The organism is Lactobacillus sp. wkB10, from assembly GCF_000760615.1.
GTDB classification, from domain to species: Bacteria; Bacillota; Bacilli; order Lactobacillales; family Lactobacillaceae; genus Lactobacillus; species Lactobacillus huangpiensis.
Genome location: NZ_JRJB01000005.1, coordinates 131,337 through 152,401 on the forward strand (window position 1 = coordinate 131,337; position 21,065 = coordinate 152,401).

The 21,065-nt window shown below is 36.6% G+C and carries 20 protein-coding genes; 1 reads left to right on the forward strand and 19 read right to left on the reverse strand.

Annotated elements, in window-relative coordinates; all coding sequences use genetic code 11:
• Positions 1-6: 6 nt before the first annotated feature.
• From ftsZ to LACWKB10_RS04780, 11 genes are all read right to left on the reverse strand, one after another.
• The gene (gene ftsZ, locus LACWKB10_RS04730; protein ID WP_034979393.1) at positions 7-1,341 is read right to left on the reverse strand and encodes a cell division protein FtsZ; all 1,335 of its coding nucleotides are present in this window, start codon (positions 1,339-1,341) and stop codon (positions 7-9) included.
• 14 nt (positions 1,342-1,355) lie between these two features.
• Positions 1,356-2,714, reverse strand: a complete 1,359-nt coding sequence (ftsA, locus tag LACWKB10_RS04735; protein WP_034979396.1) for a cell division protein FtsA — start codon at positions 2,712-2,714, stop codon at positions 1,356-1,358.
• Positions 2,715-2,775: 61 nt separating this feature from the next.
• Positions 2,776-3,630: a cell division protein FtsQ/DivIB gene (locus LACWKB10_RS04740; protein WP_034979398.1), complete on the reverse strand. Its 855-nt coding sequence runs from the start codon at positions 3,628-3,630 to the stop codon at positions 2,776-2,778.
• 16 nt (positions 3,631-3,646) lie between these two features.
• A complete protein-coding gene (murG, locus tag LACWKB10_RS04745) occupies positions 3,647-4,753 on the reverse strand; it encodes an undecaprenyldiphospho-muramoylpentapeptide beta-N-acetylglucosaminyltransferase (protein ID WP_034979402.1) in 1,107 nt (368 codons plus the stop codon).
• A gap of 1 nt (position 4,754) precedes the next feature.
• Positions 4,755-6,134, reverse strand: a complete 1,380-nt coding sequence (gene murD / locus LACWKB10_RS04750; protein ID WP_034979405.1) for a UDP-N-acetylmuramoyl-L-alanine--D-glutamate ligase — start codon at positions 6,132-6,134, stop codon at positions 4,755-4,757.
• A gap of 10 nt (positions 6,135-6,144) precedes the next feature.
• Positions 6,145-7,107 carry a phospho-N-acetylmuramoyl-pentapeptide-transferase gene (mraY, locus tag LACWKB10_RS04755; RefSeq protein WP_369792485.1) on the reverse strand — a complete coding sequence of 321 codons (963 nt, stop codon included), beginning with the start codon at positions 7,105-7,107 and terminating at the stop codon, positions 6,145-6,147.
• 7 nt (positions 7,108-7,114) lie between these two features.
• Positions 7,115-9,280: a penicillin-binding protein gene (locus LACWKB10_RS04760; RefSeq protein ID WP_034979411.1), complete on the reverse strand. Its 2,166-nt coding sequence runs from the start codon at positions 9,278-9,280 to the stop codon at positions 7,115-7,117.
• Complete coding sequence (gene ftsL / locus LACWKB10_RS04765) at positions 9,280-9,642, reverse strand: cell division protein FtsL (RefSeq protein WP_034979414.1); 363 nt, start codon at positions 9,640-9,642, stop codon at positions 9,280-9,282. The genes LACWKB10_RS04760 and ftsL overlap by 1 nt, the downstream gene beginning before the upstream one ends.
• Positions 9,643-9,655: 13 nt before the next feature.
• Positions 9,656-10,603, reverse strand: a complete 948-nt coding sequence (gene rsmH, locus LACWKB10_RS04770) for a 16S rRNA (cytosine(1402)-N(4))-methyltransferase RsmH (RefSeq protein WP_034979417.1) — start codon at positions 10,601-10,603, stop codon at positions 9,656-9,658.
• Between the two features lie 2 nt (positions 10,604-10,605).
• Positions 10,606-11,037: a division/cell wall cluster transcriptional repressor MraZ gene (mraZ, locus tag LACWKB10_RS04775; protein ID WP_034979419.1), complete on the reverse strand. Its 432-nt coding sequence runs from the start codon at positions 11,035-11,037 to the stop codon at positions 10,606-10,608.
• A gap of 166 nt (positions 11,038-11,203) precedes the next feature.
• Positions 11,204-11,530, reverse strand: coding sequence for a DUF3397 domain-containing protein (locus tag LACWKB10_RS04780; protein ID WP_034979421.1), 327 nt, complete (start codon positions 11,528-11,530; stop codon positions 11,204-11,206).
• Positions 11,531-11,630: 100 nt separating this feature from the next.
• Here LACWKB10_RS04780 and LACWKB10_RS09980 point away from each other — a divergent pair, with 100 nt between their 5' ends.
• Positions 11,631-11,771: a DUF4044 domain-containing protein gene (locus LACWKB10_RS09980; RefSeq protein ID WP_081945343.1), complete on the forward strand. Its 141-nt coding sequence runs from the start codon at positions 11,631-11,633 to the stop codon at positions 11,769-11,771.
• Positions 11,772-11,799: 28 nt separating this feature from the next.
• Here LACWKB10_RS09980 and mreD read toward each other — a convergent pair whose 3' ends face one another.
• The 8 genes from mreD to thiI all read right to left on the reverse strand — a co-directional run bounded on the left by mreD (position 11,800) and on the right by thiI (position 21,063).
• The gene (mreD, locus tag LACWKB10_RS04785; RefSeq protein WP_034979424.1) at positions 11,800-12,333 is read right to left on the reverse strand and encodes a rod shape-determining protein MreD; all 534 of its coding nucleotides are present in this window, start codon (positions 12,331-12,333) and stop codon (positions 11,800-11,802) included.
• The gene (gene mreC, locus LACWKB10_RS04790; RefSeq protein WP_034979428.1) at positions 12,333-13,184 is read right to left on the reverse strand and encodes a rod shape-determining protein MreC; all 852 of its coding nucleotides are present in this window, start codon (positions 13,182-13,184) and stop codon (positions 12,333-12,335) included. Before mreC ends, mreD begins: the two co-directional genes overlap by 1 nt.
• Positions 13,185-13,234: 50 nt before the next feature.
• A complete protein-coding gene (locus LACWKB10_RS04795; protein ID WP_034979431.1) occupies positions 13,235-14,239 on the reverse strand; it encodes a rod shape-determining protein in 1,005 nt (334 codons plus the stop codon).
• A 98-nt stretch (positions 14,240-14,337) separates the two neighbouring features.
• A complete protein-coding gene (locus tag LACWKB10_RS04800) occupies positions 14,338-14,961 on the reverse strand; it encodes a RadC family protein (protein ID WP_034979433.1) in 624 nt (207 codons plus the stop codon).
• Between the two features lie 35 nt (positions 14,962-14,996).
• Positions 14,997-15,677, reverse strand: a complete 681-nt coding sequence (locus LACWKB10_RS04805; protein ID WP_034979436.1) for an HAD family phosphatase — start codon at positions 15,675-15,677, stop codon at positions 14,997-14,999.
• The gene (locus LACWKB10_RS04810; RefSeq protein WP_034979439.1) at positions 15,658-16,935 is read right to left on the reverse strand and encodes a folylpolyglutamate synthase/dihydrofolate synthase family protein; all 1,278 of its coding nucleotides are present in this window, start codon (positions 16,933-16,935) and stop codon (positions 15,658-15,660) included. The genes LACWKB10_RS04805 and LACWKB10_RS04810 overlap by 20 nt, the downstream gene beginning before the upstream one ends.
• 1 nt (position 16,936) lies before the next feature.
• Complete coding sequence (locus LACWKB10_RS04815; RefSeq protein ID WP_034979440.1) at positions 16,937-19,576, reverse strand: valine--tRNA ligase; 2,640 nt, start codon at positions 19,574-19,576, stop codon at positions 16,937-16,939.
• Between the two features lie 269 nt (positions 19,577-19,845).
• Complete coding sequence (gene thiI / locus LACWKB10_RS04820) at positions 19,846-21,063, reverse strand: tRNA uracil 4-sulfurtransferase ThiI (RefSeq protein WP_034979442.1); 1,218 nt, start codon at positions 21,061-21,063, stop codon at positions 19,846-19,848.
• Between the last annotated feature and the right edge of the window lie 2 nt (positions 21,064-21,065).

A 21,065-nucleotide genomic window follows, 5' to 3' on the forward strand; every position in this document is an offset into this window, starting at 1 on the left:
CTCCTATTAGTTTTCACCACGATGCCTGAAAAATGGAATATCATCAGTATCATCGTCATCAAAAGCGTTGGTTTCGATTTGTGAAATACTGCTTTGATCGTCGTCATCAAACGAACTCGATCTTTCCTCTTGATTTGTGGCAGATGGTGTTGAACGACGATTTCCTTCATCATCGTTATCCAAACCCCATACACTTGTAGGATCGACCATAGGTTTATGCTTTGGAGCAGTCTGAACATTTTGTGAACCATCATCAGTTGAAGGTCTAGGCTCAACAGGTCTCTCAACCGAATTGGTATTTTGCCCAGATGAATTAGTTTGACTAGGTTGTGACTTTATCTGGTGACTGTGACCAGGAAGCTGTTTAGAAGCTTCCTCTTCTGCTTGTGAATTTATTCCTGTAGCTATAACAGTGACAACAACCTCATCTCCTAAATTAGGATTAATGGACGTACCAAAAATGATATTAACATCATCACCTGCAGCCTTTGAAACAATTTCAGAAGCATCTTGTGCTTCAAATAAAGTCAAATCAGGTCCACCGGTGATATTCAGGAGAACCTGTTTAGCGCCATCAATTGAAACCTCAAGCAATGGTGAAGAAATTGCCAGCTTAGTTGCTTCAACAGTTCGGTTCTCGCCACTTGCACGACCAATTCCCATTAAAGCGGCACCTTGGTTAGCCATAACAGTTTTAACATCTGCAAAATCCAAGTTGACATAGTCGGTTGAAGTGATTAAATCGGAAATGCCTTGAACACCCTGTTTTAAAACATTATCAGCTTCTTTAAAGGCATCCATCATAGGAGTCTTTTTATCGACCATTTCCAACAACCGGTTATTAGCAATGATAACGAGAGTATCCACATACTGTTTTAACTGAGAAATGCCTTCAGCTGCATTTTTGGACCTTTTGGGTCCTTCAAATGTAAAAGGACGAGTAACAACACCAACTGTTAATGCTCCAGTTTCTCGTGCAATTTTGGCTACAATTGGAGCAGCGCCAGTTCCCGTGCCGCCTCCCATGCCAGCGGTAATGAAAATCATATCTGCACCTTTTAGCGCATCTTCAATCGTCTGCTCACTTTCTTCAGCAGCTTTTTGACCCACTTCGGGATGTGAACCAGCTCCAAGTCCTCTTGTCAACTTTGGCCCAAGCTGAATTTTATTTTCAGCTTTATTACTATTTAATGCTTGTACATCTGTGTTAGCAGCTACAAAAGATACTCCTTGTACGCCATCATCGATCATTCGATTAACAGCATTACCACCAGCACCGCCGACACCAATAACTTTGATGACAGCATTTTTATTGTCGTCAGAATCGAACGTAAAATCCATCTAATTAACCACCTTTAATCAAAGAACTTTTTGAAGAAGTTCTTAAAGCCTTTATCTTTATTTTGCGTATTATTTTTCGTTTTACTTTGCGAAGATTTTTCTCGCTTCAGTAACTCACGTCTATTATATTCTTCTTTTCTTTTACTTTCATTAACAGTAGCTGTTCTTTTCGAAGTTTTTGTTTTTTCTTGAACAGTCACTTCTTCTTGACCAAGTGCATCCTTGCCGTATATTGCGTTAATTACTAAAAAGTCAATATCAGACATTTTATATGCATAGTTAACGACTCCATATGCAGCTGAATATATTGGATTGCGCATTCCAATTTGGTCAGGTTGATAGATTCTGGCTTTGACATTTAAAGTATTGGCTATTATGCCATCAAAACCTTGTAACAGACTGCTTCCACCAGTGATAATGACACCACCAGGCAAACTTAAAGCATCATGTTTAACTAAGCCTTTTTCAATTCTGTCAATGGTCTGCATAACTCTGGCATTAATAATTTCACTTAAGTAGCTCTCGTCAACCATCTGTTGACCATTTGAACCTACGCTATTAACAGCAAATTTATTTTTTTCAGAAGCTAAATTTGGATCAGCATAGCCATAATCAAGTTTTATTTGTTCTGCATCCCTTTTTGATGTACTAAGAACAACAGAGATGTCATTGCTAATATCGCTACCTCCTTCAAAGTCAATATTAGCATATTTAATCTGATTATTGTGAATGACCGTGGCAGTAGTCACGCCACCACCTAAATCAAGGATAATCGAGCCAAACTGTCGCTCACTTTCATTTAAAGCTACACTGGCAATAGCAAGTGGAGTTGGAACAAAAAAGTTATTAGAATAACCTGCACGCTCTATAGCCTTTTTAATATTATGCAAAGGACTTGCTGGAGCCGTTAACATGATGCCCTGCACCGACAGAGAATGAGCAATCATTTTTCGGGGATCATCGACTTCCGTTTTACCATCAATTAAAAAGCGGCTTGGCAAAAAAGCAATAGGTTCACGTTCGTTTTTTACTGCAGACCTGATAGCAGCACGTACTACACGTCTGACATCATGGTTGCCAACTTCCTGACCATTATCGCTTACATTAACCAAATCGCTTGCAGTTTCAAGTTGAAGCATACCCACCGGTATGCCTGTTACAACTCGATAAATCTTTGCGTTTGTCTTTTTAGCTATTTCTTTTAAAGCTCTATTAATAGCAGCTGCTGTCTCATCAATATCAACTATATTGCCATGGCGCATCCCTCTGTTAGGAACAGCTACAGCTCCAATAACTTTACCATTATCAGCTACAACCGCTTTCACGCTTGTGGTACCAATATCTAAGCCCACTAATAAATTTGTATTGTCCAAAATTTACCCCCTGTCAGTGCTCTTTACAAAAATTTTACCATAAAAGTAGCTCAAATTCAGCCTAAGTTAAACCATAAGCTTTCTTTTCACTTGGTGTAAGCGGCCTGCTAAATGCACCTACTTCCAAATCAATTAAAGTATTTTTTCCCACTTTAGTTTTTATTTTATTATAGTACTTTAATTTACTTTTGAGGGTAGAAACGTTGCCAATTACTACATTTCCATTTTTCATTAGAAAAATTACCTGTGATTTTCTTCTAGTGTTGCCGCTTAACAATTTTATCTGATTTTGAAAATCTGGAGGTAGACTATTAAACAAGTGAAGAGTTTCTTTCAATGATAATTCATGGTTATATCCCACAAAAACCGGCTTATCCGGGCTTACCTTTGACCACGGAATTATCTGAGAACCCAATTTGCCATGTGTAAGTATTTTCCGGTATCCTTTGGCATTTTTAATGTAACCAATCGTATGGTATTCGTCAATATTAAGAATCAAATGGTTAAAATTTTTAACATGGACATTTATGGTTTTTATTTCAGAGTATCTTGATGACAGTTTATGGTCTATGCTGTCCTTATTAAGCAGATGGTCAATTACTTTATCACTGGCTTTAATATCAGCAGTTTTTACAACTTCATTTATAGGTAAATCATTTTCTCCTTTTATTTGAATGCTTTTCACATTTGCTAAAGGAGAAATATAATAACCTAGTCCCAAAATTGACACTACTGAGATTCCCACAACAAGTCCCAAACGTTTAAATAATGCAGTTTTACGTTCGTTATGTAACTTTGACAAAGAGGCAGAGACTTTTGTTTTAGCTTTAAACTTTTTCTTTCGATTAGATTCGTGATCTAAATAAGGTGATAATTTTTCTTTTGGATCAATTTTTGTTACTCGCTTCTTAGTCAACTGCCTCACCTTCTTCTTACTGAGATATATCTTGCATTACTTTAATTACTTCGTCAGATGCATCTGGAACGCCCAATTTCTTTGAAGCTTTACTCATTTCTGTATAATATTTACGGTCTAAAACGATATGATCAATTGAGGAAATAAAATTATTGATATTAAGGTCGCTTTCAGCAATCACCGTCGCAGCGCCTGCTTTTTCCAGGTCAAGTGCGTTTTTCATCTGATGGTTATGAGTAACGTTCGGACTAGGAATTAATATTGCGGGAACACCTAGAGCTGTAAATTCCGCAATGCTGGTTGCTCCAGATCGTGAAACCACACAAATCATTTTAGGCAAAAGTGCTGGCATATCCTTAACATATGGTAAAATTTTAATACTTTTACCATAGTCTATATTAGCCAGTTTTTCTTGGATTTCTTTAAAATAATATGTTCCAGTTACCCAAATTATTTGGTATGGCTTTTTTTGCAGACGAGTTAGTGACTTAAGCATAATACGATTGATTGCTAAAGCTCCACGAGATCCTCCAAAAACTAATACTGTAGGTATTATTGGATTCAGATTCCATTTACTTTGCATATCAACTTTTGCTGATGATAAGTTCAATACCTGCTGAGAACGCGGATTCCCAGTTTTTACCAATTTTTTCTTCTCAGAAAACTGTTTAGCTGCGTCATCAAACGTATAACAAATCTTATTTACATAGTGACCTAAAAACTTATTAGCAACTCCAACAACCGAATTCGATTCATGAATCAAGGTTGGTATCTTCATTTTAGCTGCTTCATAAACTACAGCACCACTCACGTAGCCACCAGTACCCATTACGATATCAGGCTTAAACTCATTAATAATTTTTTGAGCCTTTTTTGTAGCTTTAAGAAACAACCTAATTGTAGCAAAATTACTCATTATATGTTTACGTGAAAACCCGCGCATTTCAATTGTTTTGAAATTTACGCCAGCCGCCGGAACAATTTTTGCTTCAAGACCATTTTTAGTACCTACAAACAGAATTTCATCATTTGTAGCTAAGTTGCGCTCTTTTAATCTTTCAATGATAGCCATAATAGGATAAATATGACCACCGGTTCCTCCACCAGTAAATATTATTCTCATTTTATTTCGTCTTCAATTCCTTTACAAAATTAACAAAATAGTCTCCACGTTCTTCAAATGTTCTAAATTGATCCCATGACGCACAAGCCGGTGAAAACAACAATACGTCACCAGGTTTTGTTAATTCATATGCGCTAGGAACTGCTTCCTGTAAAGTGTTTTCAATTACAATCTGTTTAATACCCGCTTTTCTAGCAGCATCTGCTAATAAATAACGACTTTCTCCATATAAAACAGCTGCTTTAACGTGTTTTTTTAAAAGAGGTACTAAAGAATCAAAAGTAAATCCTCGATCTAAGCCACCAGCGATCCAGACCTCCGGATCTTCAAAAGAAGGAATTGCAACAGAAGCTGCTTCAATATTTGTAGATTTAGAATCGTTGTATATTTTGCGACCTTCTAATGTCATCACGTATTGCAAGCGGTGCTTTGCACCGGCAAAAGTTGTTAAAACAGCTTTAATATCATTGGTATCTGCACCCATTATTTGTGCAATTGCACTTGCAACTAACGCGTTTTGCTGGTTATGAATTCCAGGTAATTTCATGTCAGATGTCTTCATTATTTTTTCTTGCTGATTTTGTAAATATCCATCGGCAATAAAATAATCAGCATCTTGATTATTTTCAGAAAAAGTTACTAATTTTGCTCTTGTAACTTTCCTTTCTTTTTTCAAAATATCTTTTTGATCAAAATTAGCTAAAAAATAATGATCTGGACTCTGCGTACGAGTAACATTCAGTTTGGCATTAACATAATTTTCAAAAGTTTTATGATAATCCAAGTGAACATTGTGGTAAATGTCAATGATTGCTGCCACCTTAGGATTAATATCTGTAACACCAAGTAACTGAAAACTGGAAGTTTCGCAAACTAAAATATCATCCTTGGTCGCTTTTTCAACCACTTCAGATATAGGTACGCCAATGTTCCCTACTGCGTATGCATGATGTCCACTTTTAGACAAATGATGATCAAGAATTTTCTGGGTCAGCATTACTGTAGTGGTTTTCCCATTCGAACCTGTAACGCAAATATAAGGGGCATCACTAACACTCAATGCAATTTCTGGCTCGGTAATAATAGGCAATTTTAGTTTTTGGGCCTCTTGTACCATTGGATTTTCATAAGGGATGCCAGGATTCTTTACTAAATAATCAAAACTTTCTTGACTTAATAATTCAATTGGATGCCTGCCGCCAATCACGCGGACACCCTTTTTTTTCAATTCCTGTGCATTTTGATTTTTACTCAAATCAGCTTGATCATTTAAAGTCAGCTTTGCACCTAGTTTAAGCAGCAATTTACTAACTGCAAAACCGCTTTTGCCCAGACCTAAAGCCAAAATGTTTTTGTTCTGATAAGTCTCAATCTGCTTCATTTGCCTAATTTTATCCCCATATTATTAAATATAAAAAACTACCAATTAATCCAACTATCCAGAATATAATATCTACTTTCCATTCAGAATACCCCAGCATTTCGAAATGATGATGAATTGGTGTCATTTTAAAAATCCTTTTACCTGTAGTCTGAAAAGAGATTACTTGTAGAATTACACTCGCTGTTTCACAAACAAACACAATTCCAATTAATAGAAGAGACCAAGGTCTGTTTAAAAAGATACTGACAGCAGCCAATCCACCGCCTAATGCCAAAGATCCAGCATCACCCATGAAAATTTTAGCAGGTTTATGATTAAAAATAAAAAATGAAATCAAACCACCTATAACACTCATACAAAAAATTAAAATACCAAAATTCTTTTGTTTAAGTGCAATATAAGAATAAGTAGCATAAGCAATAATTGAAAGTCCCGTTGCTAGACCATCTAATCCATCTGAAAGATTAACAGCGTTGGAAAAGCCAACCAGCCAAAAAATTACAAAAATGGTAAATAAAATAGCACTGTTCACAATACCAAAAAATGGTATAAAAAGTTTAAATTGAAAATTATCTGTAGCTGCAATAATGACAATCACAATAGCAACCAGTATTTGTAAGGAAAATTTTTGCCAGGCATGCAAACCTAAATTGCGCTTGTAAAAAAGTTTAATACCATCATCTAAAAAGCCGATTATTCCGTAGCCAAGCAAACTGATTAGTAAAATCCAAATTAGTTTAGAAGTTTGGTGTTGCCAAATACTAACCCAAATGGTAGATAATGCAGCTGCCAAAACAAAGACTACCCCACCCATTGTAGGCGTTCCTGATTTCTTTTCATGCCATTTAGGACCTTCATCACGAATTTCTTGTCCCTCGTGATGGGTCCTCATGAAAATAATCATCCAAGGCAGAATGATCCCAGTCAACGCTAGTGAACTTACTAATGCAATAATGCTAATAATCAGCATAAAAATGCTACTCCTTTAATTGTATTTTTATTTTTGTGCCTGATTTAACAGGTTGTCCTATAGCCAAGCTTTGCTTAAAAACTACTCCTGTACCTTTTATGCTTAGTTTAACCCCAGTTAAATCAGCAAACTGGTGCAACTCATCAATAGACCAGCCCTTCATGTCTGGACATTCTATACTTCCAGCAGTACGAACAAGCATTAATTTTCCTGACTGTTGTTTTTGACCTGCCGAGTAAGACTGTTCAGTTATTTTATCACCCGTACCAATCTTAGCAAGTCTTAACCCAACACGCTGTGCAACCTTTTCGGCCTCTTTGTAGTTTAAGCCTTTTAGATTGGGCGTTTTTACAGCAGTTGGACTGCTTAACCCATTTTTAGACATGAGAATTACTCTATTCATCATGGGTTTAAAAATTGATGAAAGTATTACTTCAGCTGGTTTACTCATTTTACGTGGCTGTTTGACAGTAATGTAAATGCAGTATCGTGGATGCTTAGCAGGAGTGACCCCGACCACTGAAAAGATGTAATTATTGTTACCCTTAAGATAGCCTCCGCCTTTAAGGTTAGCAATCTGAGCAGTACCTGTTTTAACGGCAATACTCTTACCTTTCATTTGGTATGCAGAACCTGTTCCAATGCGTTTATTTAAAACTCTACGCATATTTTCAAGTACGGTAGATGCAGTTTCTTTAGTGTAAACTGGTTGACCTACATTTTTAATTTGATAACCAGTTATAGTATGATTATCAGCATCCGTAATTTTTTCAACGAATTGCGGTTTTACCATTTGCCCATCATTTGCCAGACTGCTAAATGCCTGCATCATTTGCATAACATTGACATCAACACCTTGACCAAAACTAGTTACTGCTTGATCAATCGGAGAACTGAATGCTATGGTTCCTGGTTGTTCACCGGGCAAGGTTACTCCAGTTTTTTCGCCAATATGAAACTTTTTCAAATATTTTTTCCAGGTCTTGGCACCCATTTGCTGCTCAATATGAACAAAGCCAGTATTACTCGAACGAGGAAAAGCTTGTGAAAATGGTATACTTCCCCAGCCGTGAGGCTGCCAGTCGTGAATTACGGATCCATTAACAGAAACAGATCCTGAATTATAATATTGATTAGGGTGGTAATTTCCACTATTTACAGATGATGAAAGCGTTAGAACTTTAAATACAGAGCCCGGTTCATAAGTATCTTGTACTAAAATATTGCGATATGAGTTTTTTAGACCCTTTTTCGTTTGCGGATTAAAAGTTGGTCTTTGAGACGCAGCTAAAACTTTACCTGTTTTAATGTCTTCAACGACAGCCGTCATGGAAACCGGATTAAACGTATTTTGGACATAGGAGAGCCTATTTTCAAGATACTCTTGCAATTGTGAATCAATAGTTAGATAAATGTTGTTACCGTCAACTGGTGCCTTGTAAGTATGCGCACTATTTGGAGTCTGAAAATTAGAAGCATCCACCGCTGAAACCTGATAACCATTTTTTCCAGTAAGCACTTCATCATACCATGCTTCAAGTCCCATGGTACCCTCAAGATTCTGCTGCTTGGTTTTTTTATCATATACCGGGGTAGCCATTCCTATTACGTGAGAAGCAAAATTACCGTTAGGATAAAGCCGAGACTGGGTTTCAAAGAATTTAATACCAGGCAAATTCATCTTTTCAATTTTATCTTTTTGCTTTTTTGATAAATTGGAACCTGCAGTACCAAATTGTACCTGAAAAACAGGGCGTGCAGGATTAAGATATTTTAAAATTTCGTCAGTTTTAAGAGGTAAGACTTGAGCTAATTTGTTAGCAGTCTTATTTTTATCAACAACATATTCAGGCTTATTTTTATAATTGATAGAAGATTTATCTAAAATAGCATAAATAGTATATAAATGAGAATCTTGAGCAACTGCCAGGCCATTACGGTCATATATAGTACCGCGATTAGCCTTTAATACCTGATTACGCATATATAATTGCTCAGTTTTAGCAGTTAAATTTTGTCCATTAATAGTCTTTGAAATGCCAATATATAAAAATCTTCCTATAAATACGAGAAAAACCAAAGCAACAGCTACCTCGAGAAATCTCCCGACTGTAAAACGGTATCCGTGAGCTTTGGAATTAGAGTTACTTATTTTACTATTATGCTTTTTCATCAGCGTATAGTCCTAATATTTTTTTCATTCAAAGCTAACCCCTTGCTTCGTGCAATTTTACTCATACGAGAGCTTGAGGTTAACTCACCTAATTCTTGATGCAAATCTCCAACTTGACTTTGCCCTTTTGCAACAGACCGTTGCACATTGGTAAGTTCATGTTGAGCTGAAGTAGCAGAAATACTGGAAGAAACTAGCATTGTCATTAAGCCAATGGTTATTATTGTTCCCAATACAAGCAAGGACTTTTCAAAGCCGGTCCAAGCAACGTTGTGATGATTGAGAACTTGACGTTGTCTCTTCTTTGGATCTCTTTGCTCATTAGGATTAAACTCTACTTTTCTTGCTAAATTATCAGCCATTGTTTTTTCCTCTTTACAATTTTTCTGCGACTCGCAACTTTGCACTGTGTGAGCGATTATTATTCTTTAGCTCTTCGGGTGAGGCAACAATGGGTTTGCGGTTAACTAAACGAAGCATTGGCTTCAAGTTGTCAGGAATAACTGGCATTCCCCTAGGTACATCAACTTCAGAGTATTTTTTAAAAATATTTTTTACAATTTTATCTTCATCAGACTGAAAGGTAATCACACTAATTCGACCACCAGGTTTTAACAAATGAACCGCCTCTTCAAGTGATTCATTTAAAACATCAAGCTCGTGATTCACAGCAACACGCAAAGCCTGAAAGGTCTTTTTTGCTGGGTGCCCACCAGTCCTTCTTGCAAACGCAGGAATTGCTTCCTTAATTATATCAACTAGTTCAAATGTTGTCTCAATTGGCTTTTTTTGTCTTTTAATGACAATTTTATGGGCAATCTGGCGAGAATATTTTTCTCCACCAAATTTATACAAAATATTCGCCAATTCTTTTTGGCTTGAGTTATTAACTAATTGATAAGCATCAAGACTTTGCTCTTGATCCATTCTCATATCTAATCTTGCATCAAAGCGATAAGAAAAACCCCTTTGTGCTTGATCAAATTGTGGCGAGGAAACTCCCAAATCATAGTAAATCCCATCTATACCATTTTGATAACCCAGCTCAACCTGATTCTCTTTTAAATGGCTAAAATTATCATGTACCAATTTTAATTTAGGATCGGCATTTTGAGTAAGTAAATCAGCAAAGTTTAACTTAGCCGAATTTATTGCGTATTCGTCTTGATCAAAACCAATTAATGTACCACTTGTAAGTTTGCTCAATAAATATTTTGCATGACCGCCACCGCCAAAAGTTGCGTCTACATAAAGACCACCATTTTTTAGTTTTAAATTATCGATTGTTTGGTGTAAGAGTACACTGGTGTGTTTGAATTCCATAATTATAGTTCAATTTCATCCAAATTTTCTGCGATATCATCATAGTTTTCATTGGCTTCATCACTAAAGCTTTCCCAACGTTCCTTAGACCAAATTTCAATTCGATCAGAAACTCCTATAATGACACATTCTTTGACAAGGGAAGCATGTTTCTTCAGCGTTGTGGTCAGATTCACACGACCTTGTTTGTCAAATTCGCATTCCATCGCACCAGAGTAGAACAAACGCGTAAAGCTACGCGCATTTCTCTTAGTCAATGGAAGTTGCGCTAATTTAGCTTCAATTTTTTGCCATGCCTCAGTAGTATAGCCAAAAATGCAGCCTTCCATTCCGCGAGTAAATATCATTTTGTCACCTATTTGGCTACGCAAACGGGCAGGTATAATTAAACGCCCTTTGCTGTCAAGATTGTGATGATATTCACCCATGAACATGGCTTAGCCCCCTTCCACTAAATAATTTACCACAATTCACCACTTCCTACCACTTTTTAGTCAAAAAAGTTAAATATTTATTTTTTAATGACACAAAAAGAAAAAATCGCAAACCAATTCGGGTTTGCGACTAGATTTTTTAAAATTTTTTTATTAAAAAGTTTGACTATATCATCAAAAATAATAGACCCAGATACCAAAAAATAGTATTTACAGTTAAGTAATCCCAGATTTTACGCAGAGTTTGACTTAAAGAAAGATTTTTATTTTTAACAGCATCAGATATTGCTATAACTATAACTAAGAAGAAAAAAACGAAGAAACCATAAGGCAAAAACTCAGGTCTTTTTTGGTGCATGGTAATTAAGTGACATGCATATATAAAAAAGAAAGGCAATAGGTCATATCCCCTGAATTGAGCTTTAGGAAACATTTTATTAACAATATAAGCTAAAGCAAGACCTATGACAGGTATCAAGATAATTATAAACATTGGCTACATCCTCTATCATTTAATATCTATTTTATCTTACTCCGCGATTGAAAAAAACTATTAAGTAGCATAAAATATTGATCAAGTAGGAGGTCAATCAATGACGCGAAGACATAAGAAAAAGAGATCCAAATTTCAAAAATTAACAATTGCTATGGCTTGGCTGATGGCAATAATTACATTAGCGGCAGTTGTAATGCAGGCTGTTGGTGCATTATCAAGCTTTGGATTTTTCGAATAAAAAACGTGAGACTTATATCTCACGTTTTTTATTGCCGGTAATTTTCTAAATTAACCATAAAAGGATAGTTAAGAGCCAGATTCCACCATAATTTATAGGTGGCACAAATAAATATAAATACCCAGCACAGAGTTGGCAAAATACTTTGCACCAGCTTCAAAATACCAATACTTGACAAACCTGTCATATTCAAAATCAGCCACGTGAAGCCTTGAGTTAGAACAGAAGCAATTAAAACTGCCAGAACTCTGGCCCAAAATACCTCAGGCAAAAATCGTGCAGATTTTTGCAATAGCCATGAAACTATTGGCAAAATAATTGCGTAAATACCTATAATGCCAAAAAAATAAATGTCACTGACTATACCTGCACCTAAAGCCAACCAAATTTCTTTATCATTAGTGTCATCAAATAGCGCGATTAGCATCATGCTAACAGGTACTAATAAGTTCGCAGCTTTGCCAAATGAAAAAAACTGATGCAGGTAAAAGGACAAGCTGCCGCTAACAGCTAAAGCAACATATAATGCTAAGACAAGAGTAAATTTTCGCAGTGTCTTCATTAGTCGCTCACTTTCCTTTTGATAACAGTGACAACTGAAGGATCGTTTAATTCGCCAGCTGGATTTATTTTGATTAAATCAGATAAGCCAAATGAGTCATGTGTTGTAGCAGAAATAGTTCCTACTAATAATCCTTTAGGAGAATTACCGCCCATTCCACTAGTGTAAATTTTCGTACCACGCTTGAGCTTTTTACTATCCATTGCTTGAGTAAAAGCTAAGGTTTTGTTACCTATCACTGTAATTATGCCATGAACCTTTTTTCCGTTTGTGGCTTGAGCTTGAACTGCAAAGCGGTTTGCCGACTTGTCACTAGTGGTAATTAATTCCACCTTTGCAGAAGCAGCATTTACCTCTATTATACGACCAATAACTCCACCGCCCGACATCACGGCCATGTTTTTACGTAAGCCAGAAGTAGTTCCCTTGTTGATAACTAAAAGATCTGTCCAACTGTCTGGTGAACGCGAAATTACCGAGGCCTGAATCATATTATAGTCAGTTAAAGTTTCTTTTAACTTTAAAGCGGATTTAAGTTGTTTATTTTCAGCTTCAAGACTTGAGTTACGAGCCTTTGTTTGTTCCAAATCGGTTATTTGGCTCTTAAGATAGTTATTTTCATCTTGAGTATTCAGCAAATCATGCACATTATTTAAACTGCCAGACACAAAACTAAGAGGAAAATCAATAACCCTTGACCCTGCAGCGACTATATCATTACCAAAGCTTTGAATAATTAATGGAGTGTTGCGCTTATTACGCAAGCTTACACTACCACCTAAAACTATAAATACTACAATAACTGCAAGACATGCTGACAACAGTTTTTTATTCTGTAAAAATTTCTTCATTTGGAAACAGTCCCTAAAGAAAAATCGGCAATAATAGCCGACTTTTTATATTATCTGCGACTTCTACGCATTACTTCAATATTTTTCAGAGACTCACCTGTACCAACTGCAACACAATCTAATGGGTCTTGTGCTATAAATACTGGAACTTTAGTAGCTTCTGAAATAACATCTGGTAAATTCTTAAGTAAAGCACCACCACCAGTTAGCACAATACCGTGATCAATTACATCCGCTGCAATTTCAGGAGAGGTTTGTTCTAGAGTTTCTTTAATAGCAACAATAATATCTTGAACGACATCTTGAATTGCTTTTGAAACATCAACTGCTTTAACATCAACTGATTTTGGCAATCCGGTAACTAAATCACGTCCACGAATATTAACAGATTCAATTCCTTCTGCCTTTTCAACTGAAGCGGAGCCAATTTGGATTTTTATGTCTTCAGCGGTTCTTTCACCAATCAAAAGATTAAAATTTGAGTGTACATAATTTACAATTGCGGTATTAAACTTATCACCAGCTTGACGAATTGATGTAGATGAAACAATTCCCCCAAGAGAAATCGTTGCTACATCAGTAGTTCCACCACCAATATCCACGACCATTGAACCAGTAGGATCCATTACTGGCAATCCAGCTCCAATGGCGGCTGCAAAAGGCTCTTCTATTACAAAGGCTTCACGCGCACCAGCTACACGAGCAGCATCAATAACTGCCCGTTTTTCAACTTCAGTTACTCCCGAAGGTACACAAATCATAGCTGAAGGTTTGGAGTTGCCTACAGTCTTTTCTATAAAATACTTAAGCATAGAGGCAGTTGTATCATAATCAGCAATCACACCATCTTTCATTGGCCTGATAGCCACTATGCTTTCCGGTGTCCTTCCGATCATTTCTCTTGCTTCTGACCCTACCGCTATTACTTTTCCAGTATGGGTATTTTTAGCCACAACAGAAGGCTCCCTTAAGACAATTCCTTTGCCTTCCATATAAACAAGAGTATTGGCCGTCCCTAAATCGATGCCAATATTTTTTGCTCCTAATCCAAACACGTAAATCTCTCCTTAATTATTGCAGTCTCTAAATCTTGAATAATTATAGCATAAAGTGCAACTTAAAAAAGAAAATGAAATGTAACTTTAAGATGAATTTAAAATAATTGCCGTTCACGCAAACTCACATATTGTCCCTTCCCCACAATAAAATGATCAAGAAAGTCAATATGAAATAATTCAGAAGCAGCAAAAAGCATTTTAGTTAGCTCTATATCGCTTTTTGATGGAATTAAATTGCCACTTGGATGATTATGAACCACAAAAAAGCCGGCACAGGCATAAATTACTGCCCAACGGAAAATTTCCCGTGGGTGAGCAATTGACTTATCTAAAGTTCCTTGAAATAATCTTTTTTCAGCAACAATATGATTACTGTTATCAATATAAACTGCCCAAAGCTCTTCTTGTTTACGGCCAGCCAACTTATCCAATAAATAGGTACCTACTTCATCACTGGATGTCATAATAAGTTCACGATCTGGAACCGCCGACCTCAGTCTTTCAAGCAGTCCCTCACAAAGAACAGCTAAATTTTTATCGCATTGACTGCCAGAAATATATTTAAGCAAATCATCTAAATTCATGATTTTTAGCTCTGTCAGTTTTATAAAAAGTTCATCGAACTTCTCTATTCCATGTTCTTTTAACTCAGCAAAAAGGCTGTTTAACATTTCCCAGTCAGTTTTCAATAAATAGTGATTAGATTTTATCAATTCCATAAAACCATTCCTTTCACTATTAAATACGTCGAAAATTAACAAACCTTTTTCAGAAATTCATTAAAATCTTTACAGACAAATACAGCATTTTGATAGTCGTTTTTACTTGCCGGAATTAAATCAGGCACCATTACACATTTTAAACCTGCGTTAACAGCCGCTAATAACCCTGGAGAAGAATCCTCAAAAACTAAAATGTTATTTTGAGGAACACGTAGCTTTTTAGTCGCCAAAAGATAAATATCCGGAGCAGGCTTTGGCTGAACATTATTTTTTCTAACATCATCATAATTTAAATGAAACTGAAAATAATTGCGGCTACCTGTTGCCCACAAATTATGCTCTACCACATCTTCTGTGTTACTGGTAACCACTGCCATAGGTAAACCAGCTTTTTGAAAAAGATCAAGAGCTTCTTGCACTCCAGGGCGCAATTTTAGTTTACCTTCCTCGGTCCACTGCCACACCAACTCATCCGTACGCTTAATAAATTGGTCCCGTTGCTGCTTATTTTTAAAATATTTTTGATAAAAATCGTCCATATCAGTGGTTGTCGAGCCAACTAATTTAAGATAGATGTCATCCGGAGTGCCTAGATTTGTTTCTTTAGCAGCCTGTATATTAGCTTCCCAATACAAATTTTCAGAATTGACCAGCAATCCGTCCATATCGAATAATATTCCCTTAATTTCATCATCAAGACCTTGAACTCGCATTTTTTGTCTCCATTTGTAAAATATTTCCGACTAAATAAAACGATCCCGTCACTAGCAGTATATCATTTGTTTGACTCTTCTGCTTTAAACTCCTAAAAGATGTTTCCCAGTCAGCTTGGTATTGGTATTTTTCTTGAATCCAAGTCGGGAAATCTTTTTTCTTGGCTGCACGAGGATAATCAATTGTTGTAATGTATACTTCATCTTCTAGTTTAAACAATTTAAATACTTGCTCAATATCCTTATCTTTCATCATCATAATCAAAACTCTAATTTTGCCCTGTTTTTTCTTCTGTTCAAAATGAGCAAAATTAAGCAGGTTTTGCATGGCTTGAATATTATGTGCGCCATCAAGAATAACTAAAGGTTTATTTTGCACAATCTGATAACGACCAGGAATTTTAGTTTGATTTATTGTCTCTTTAATTTCAGCTGCAGAAAGTTTCACTCCCAAAAGGCTAACAGCAGCAACAGCGATACCTACATCATAACCTTCTACTAAAGGTCTGGGTAAAAAGGAAATTTTCTTATTTTGATCTTGATAAGTTAAATTTTCTTGCAAGGAAATTTTAAAATCTTTTCCTAATAGTTTTATTGTCGCATGTTCTTTTTGTGCATTTTGCTGAATTATGGGCAATACTTCTTTAGAAATATTACCTAAAACTACAGGACGATTTCTTTTAATTATTCCACTTTTTTCACGAGCAATATCCTGAAGTGTGGGTCCGATAATTTGTTCATGATCTAAACCAATCGTGGTAATTACGCTGACTTCAGGTGTAATCACGTTTGTCTTGTCATGTTCGCCACCTATACCGACTTCTATGACAGCATAATCACATTTTTTTCTTGCAAAATAGAGAAAGGCCATTACCACTTCATACTCAAAAGTTACTAAAGAAAAATTGTTGTTTGTTTTACGAATTTTTGTCAAAGCTGATTCTATGGCATTAGCTGTCTTTACTAAATCTGCGTCACTAATATTTTGCCCATTTAATTGAATACGTTCGTTAAATTCGAACACATATGGCGAAACAAAAAGGCCAGTCTTCTGACCGGCCTTTTGCAGCAAGCTGCTCAAATAGTATGAAGTAGATCCTTTACCATTAGTGCCCGTAACGTGAATTGTTTTAACTTTATCTTGGGGATTATTCAAAAAAGTCAGTACTTTCTTTATATAAGATAGATCTGCTTTTTCATGTAATTTAGGAAGTGAATATAAATAATTAATCACATCTTGAGCTTTAGTAAAAGTCACTTTATTCACTCTTCTTTAATTCTTGAATTCTTTCCTGAACGTTTTGAAGCTGACTTTCATAATCAGCCTTTTTAGCTTTTTCTTTATTAACTACCGCCTCTGGTGCATGTGCTACAAAGCCTTGATTATTCAATTTTTTAGTTGAACGTTCAACTTCAGCTTGGAGATCTTTCTCCTCTTTTGTCATGCGCTTGATTTCGTCATCAATATTAACTAAATCGGCTAGTGGGACAAAAATTTGAGCTCCTGCAATCACAGCAGTTTTGGCCAATTTCGGAGCAGTTATATTGGCAGCAATAGTCAGGTTCTTCGGGTGCAAGAAATTCTTGACGTAATCTTCATTTTCAGTCAAAATCCGTTCATTATTGCTGTCTTCTAATTGAATCATAATATCAATCGGCGAAGAAAGTGGTGCATTAACTTCCATTCGAATATTACGTACAGCTTTAATAATTTCGATCAAGAAAGCCATATCGCGCCGCGCTCTGTCATTAACAAATTCATCACGAGGTGTAGGGTACTTCGCAACCATGATTGATTTGCCTTCATGAGGCATTGACAGCCAGAGCTTTTCAGTCACAAATGGCATAATTGGATGAAGCAAACGTAAAATTTGGTCAAGAATCCAAATTAAATTCTCTTGCTTTCTAGTCTTCAGTTCTTCATCTGAACCATTGAGAGCAACTTTGGCCATTTCGATATACCAGTCGCAGAAGTCATTCCAGATAAAGTTATAAAGTTCGCGCCCAGCTTCACCAAATTGATAATCATCAAATAAACGAATTACTTCACTTACAGTGTGATTTAAGCGGTCAAAAATCCAGCTGTCTGACAGATCAAACTTGCTGGTATCAGGCATATGAGCTGCTTTTACATCTTCTGGTAAATTCATAATCACAAATCTGGCAGCATTCCAAATCTTATTAATGAAGTTCCATGCAGATGCCAATTGCTTAGGATTATAACGTGTATCCTGTCCAGGAGCTGTACCATTGAGCAAGAACCAGCGTAAAGCATCTGCACCATATTGATCAATAACGTCCATTGGATCAACACCGTTACCCAGAGATTTACTCATCTTGCGACCTTGTTCATCACGAATCAAGCCGTGAAGAACAACATCATTAAATGGTCTCTTGTGGGTAAAATGCAGACTCTGGAAAATCATCCGTGAAACCCAGAAAAAGATAATATCATAACCGGTAACTAAAGCATTGGTTGGGAAATAGCGTTTAAAATCAGCAGAATCTTCATCAGGCCAGCCTAAAGTTGAAAATGGCCATAAAGCACTTGAAAACCAGGTGTCTAGAACATCTGGGTCCTGCTTCCAGTTTTCAATGTCTTTTGGTGCTTCTTCTCCAACATACATCTCACCAGTCTTTTTGTTATACCAAGCTGGAATCCTGTGTCCCCACCATAATTGACGTGAAATTACCCAGTCATGAACATCTTCCATCCAATGATTTAAAGTTTGTTCAAACCTCTTTGGTACAAAATTGACTTTGCCCGCAGTTTTTTGATTCTCTAAAACTTTATCTGCCAGAGGTTTCATCTTAACAAACCATTGAGTTGACAGACGTGGTTCAACTTGAACTCCAGAACGTTCCGAGTGTCCAACTGAGTGTACAATTGGCTTAACTTTAATTAAGTAGCCTTGCTCCTTTAAATCTTTAACCAATGCTTCACGGCATTCAAAACGGTCCATACCTTCATACTTACCGGCATTTTCGTTCATAGTACCATCGTCATTCATTACATTAATCCGTTTTAAGTTATGACGATTGCCTACCAAGAAGTCATTAGGATCATGAGCTGGAGTAATTTTTACCAAACCAGTACCAAATTCTGGATCAACGTGTTGATCCTCAATAATTGGAATATGACGTCCTACTATTGGCAAAATCAGTTCCTTGCCCACTATATCCTTGTAGCGTTCATCTCCGGGAGCTACAGCAACAGCAGTATCACCGAACATTGTCTCAGGACGAGTAGTAGCAATCTCAACAAAACCGGAACCATCAGCAAACGGATACTTAATATGGTAAAAAGCACCTTTATCGTCTTGGTGAATAACTTCAATGTCACTTAAAGCTGTTTGCAGCTCCGGATCCCAATTAATAATATATTCACCACGGTAAATTAGACCCTCATTATAAAGTTGCACAAAAACGCGACGAACTGCCTTGGATAAGCCTTTATCCAAAGTGAATCTTTCTCTGGAATAGTCGAGAGACAGGCCTAATTTTGCCCACTGACTCTTGATAATAGCAGCGTATTCATCTTTCCAGTCCCAAACTTGCTTAACAAAAGCTTCACGACCCATTTCATGTCGGTCTTTGCCTTGTTTACGTAATTTGGCTTCAACTTTAGCTTGAGTTGCAATTCCTGCATGATCCATCCCTGGAAGATACAAAGTATCATAACCCTGCATCCTTTTGAGTCGAATTAATGTATCTTGAATTGCAGTATCCCAGGCATGCCCTAAGTGAAGTTTGCCAGTAACATTTGGTGGCGGAATAACAATAGAATATGGGTGTGCTTTTTTATCCCCGGATGGCTTGAACAAGTCTTGATCAAGCCACTTTTGATATCTGTCTTGTTCGACTTCTTTCGGATCGTATTTTGGTGCTAAATCTGTCATAATTCTCCTCCCAATAAAAAAGTCCTAGACAAAATGTCTAGGACGATGTAATTAACCGCGGTACCACCTAAGGTTAAGCAGAATAAATTCTACTTCTCTTAAAAATGATAACGGCACATTTGCCGGATTAGCTTACTTTCAGTTCAGCCAACCAGTCCAATCGAGCTACCAATTAACCTTCATTCGGCTTTTCACCATCAACGAGCCTTTCTCTATTTATAAGGTTAATACCTCTCAATTATTGCTTTGGGCGTATTATAACATACTTTTTAAAGTAGTGAAGCATCTTCTTCTGCTTTATCTGCTAAAAACTTATCATTTGGATAAATCGAAGTCACTTGTATGCCCGCCAGTGCACGTTCAATTAAGCCATCTACATCAAGGCGATTTTCAAATTCACGTGCTTTTTCAATTTTTGGTTTTGTTTTTGGACGAGGAGGTGCAAAAATGGTGCAGCAATCTTCGAATGGCTGAATAGATAAATCAAATGTTCCAATTTCTTCTGCTAATTTAATGATTTCGGTTTTATCCATTGTAGCAACTGGTCTGACGACCGGTGTAGTGGTTACATCGTTAATTGCCGCCATTGACTCTAAAGTTTGTGAAGCGACTTGCCCAACAGACTCACCATTAAAAATAGCCAATCCTCTTCTTTTAGCTCTAATTTTATCAGCTAGCTGTAACATGAATCTTCTTTGCACAGTCATCAAGTAGCCCTCGGGAATTTTTTCCTTAATGGTTTCCTGAATTTCTGCAAACGGTACTGCAATGAAATTGATTTTACCAGCATAATTAGCCAAAATACCAGTTAATTCTTTAGCTTTATTCAAAGCTTTTTCGGTGGTATATGGTGGGCTGTAAAAATGCACCATATCAATATCAACACCACGTTTTAGAGCAAGATAGGAAGCCACTGGCGAATCAATGCCTCCAGATAGCATCATGACAGCTCGACCACCAGTACCAACTGGCATTCCCCCAGCGCCATGAAGCAGCTGGTTAGAAATGTAAACTGCATCTTTACGCACTTCAATTCTGAGCACAATGTCAGGATGTTTCATTTCTACCTTTAAATCATCCATGTGTGAAAAAAGGTAGTCACCAACCATTTTATTCAATTCATTAGTATCATATAAAAACTGATGGTCACTGCGCTTAGTGTTAACCTTGAAAGTCATTCCTTTTTTAAAAGTTTCTTTCATTAAAGCAAGTGCAGTTTTTTCAATTTCCGCCAGCGTTTTTTCTACTTTAATTGTTGGTGAATAAGTTTGTATGCCAAAAACTTTTTTTAAACGTTGGTCGACCTCTTCAAAAGGAGCGTCGTTTAAAACGATATGCATCCGATCATGGCGTGGGTGAATTTCAACCTGTGGAAATTCACGCAGCACTTTAGTAACGTTACCGGCTAAGCGACCGATAAAATCTTTCCGGTTCTTTCCTTTTGTTGAAAGCTCACCGTAACGCACCATTATTTCAGTATATTTCATAA

Bases quoted from the DNA above. Each gene is read 5' to 3' on its own strand.
- ftsZ (WP_034979393.1), bottom strand. From the start codon at position 1,341: ATGGATTTTACGTTCGATTCTGACGACAATAAAAATGCTGTCATCAAA.
- murG (WP_034979402.1), bottom strand. From the start codon at position 4,753: ATGAGAATAATATTTACTGGTGGAGGAACCGGTGGTCATATTTATCCT.
- murD (WP_034979405.1), bottom strand. From the start codon at position 6,134: ATGAAGCAGATTGAGACTTATCAGAACAAAAACATTTTGGCTTTAGGT.
- mraY (WP_369792485.1), bottom strand. From the start codon at position 7,107: ATGCTGATTATTAGCATTATTGCATTAGTAAGTTCACTAGCGTTGACT.
- LACWKB10_RS04760 (WP_034979411.1), bottom strand. From the start codon at position 9,280: ATGAAAAAGCATAATAGTAAAATAAGTAACTCTAATTCCAAAGCTCAC.
- ftsL (WP_034979414.1), bottom strand. From the start codon at position 9,642: ATGGCTGATAATTTAGCAAGAAAAGTAGAGTTTAATCCTAATGAGCAA.
- rsmH (WP_034979417.1), bottom strand. From the start codon at position 10,603: ATGGAATTCAAACACACCAGTGTACTCTTACACCAAACAATCGATAAT.
- mraZ (WP_034979419.1), bottom strand. From the start codon at position 11,037: ATGTTCATGGGTGAATATCATCACAATCTTGACAGCAAAGGGCGTTTA.
- LACWKB10_RS04780 (WP_034979421.1), bottom strand. From the start codon at position 11,530: ATGTTTATAATTATCTTGATACCTGTCATAGGTCTTGCTTTAGCTTAT.
- LACWKB10_RS09980 (WP_081945343.1), top strand. From the start codon at position 11,631: ATGACGCGAAGACATAAGAAAAAGAGATCCAAATTTCAAAAATTAACA.
- mreD (WP_034979424.1), bottom strand. From the start codon at position 12,333: ATGAAGACACTGCGAAAATTTACTCTTGTCTTAGCATTATATGTTGCT.
- mreC (WP_034979428.1), bottom strand. From the start codon at position 13,184: ATGAAGAAATTTTTACAGAATAAAAAACTGTTGTCAGCATGTCTTGCA.
- LACWKB10_RS04800 (WP_034979433.1), bottom strand. From the start codon at position 14,961: ATGGAATTGATAAAATCTAATCACTATTTATTGAAAACTGACTGGGAA.
- LACWKB10_RS04805 (WP_034979436.1), bottom strand. From the start codon at position 15,677: ATGCGAGTTCAAGGTCTTGATGATGAAATTAAGGGAATATTATTCGAT.
- LACWKB10_RS04815 (WP_034979440.1), bottom strand. From the start codon at position 19,576: ATGACAGATTTAGCACCAAAATACGATCCGAAAGAAGTCGAACAAGAC.
- thiI (WP_034979442.1), bottom strand. From the start codon at position 21,063: ATGAAATATACTGAAATAATGGTGCGTTACGGTGAGCTTTCAACAAAA.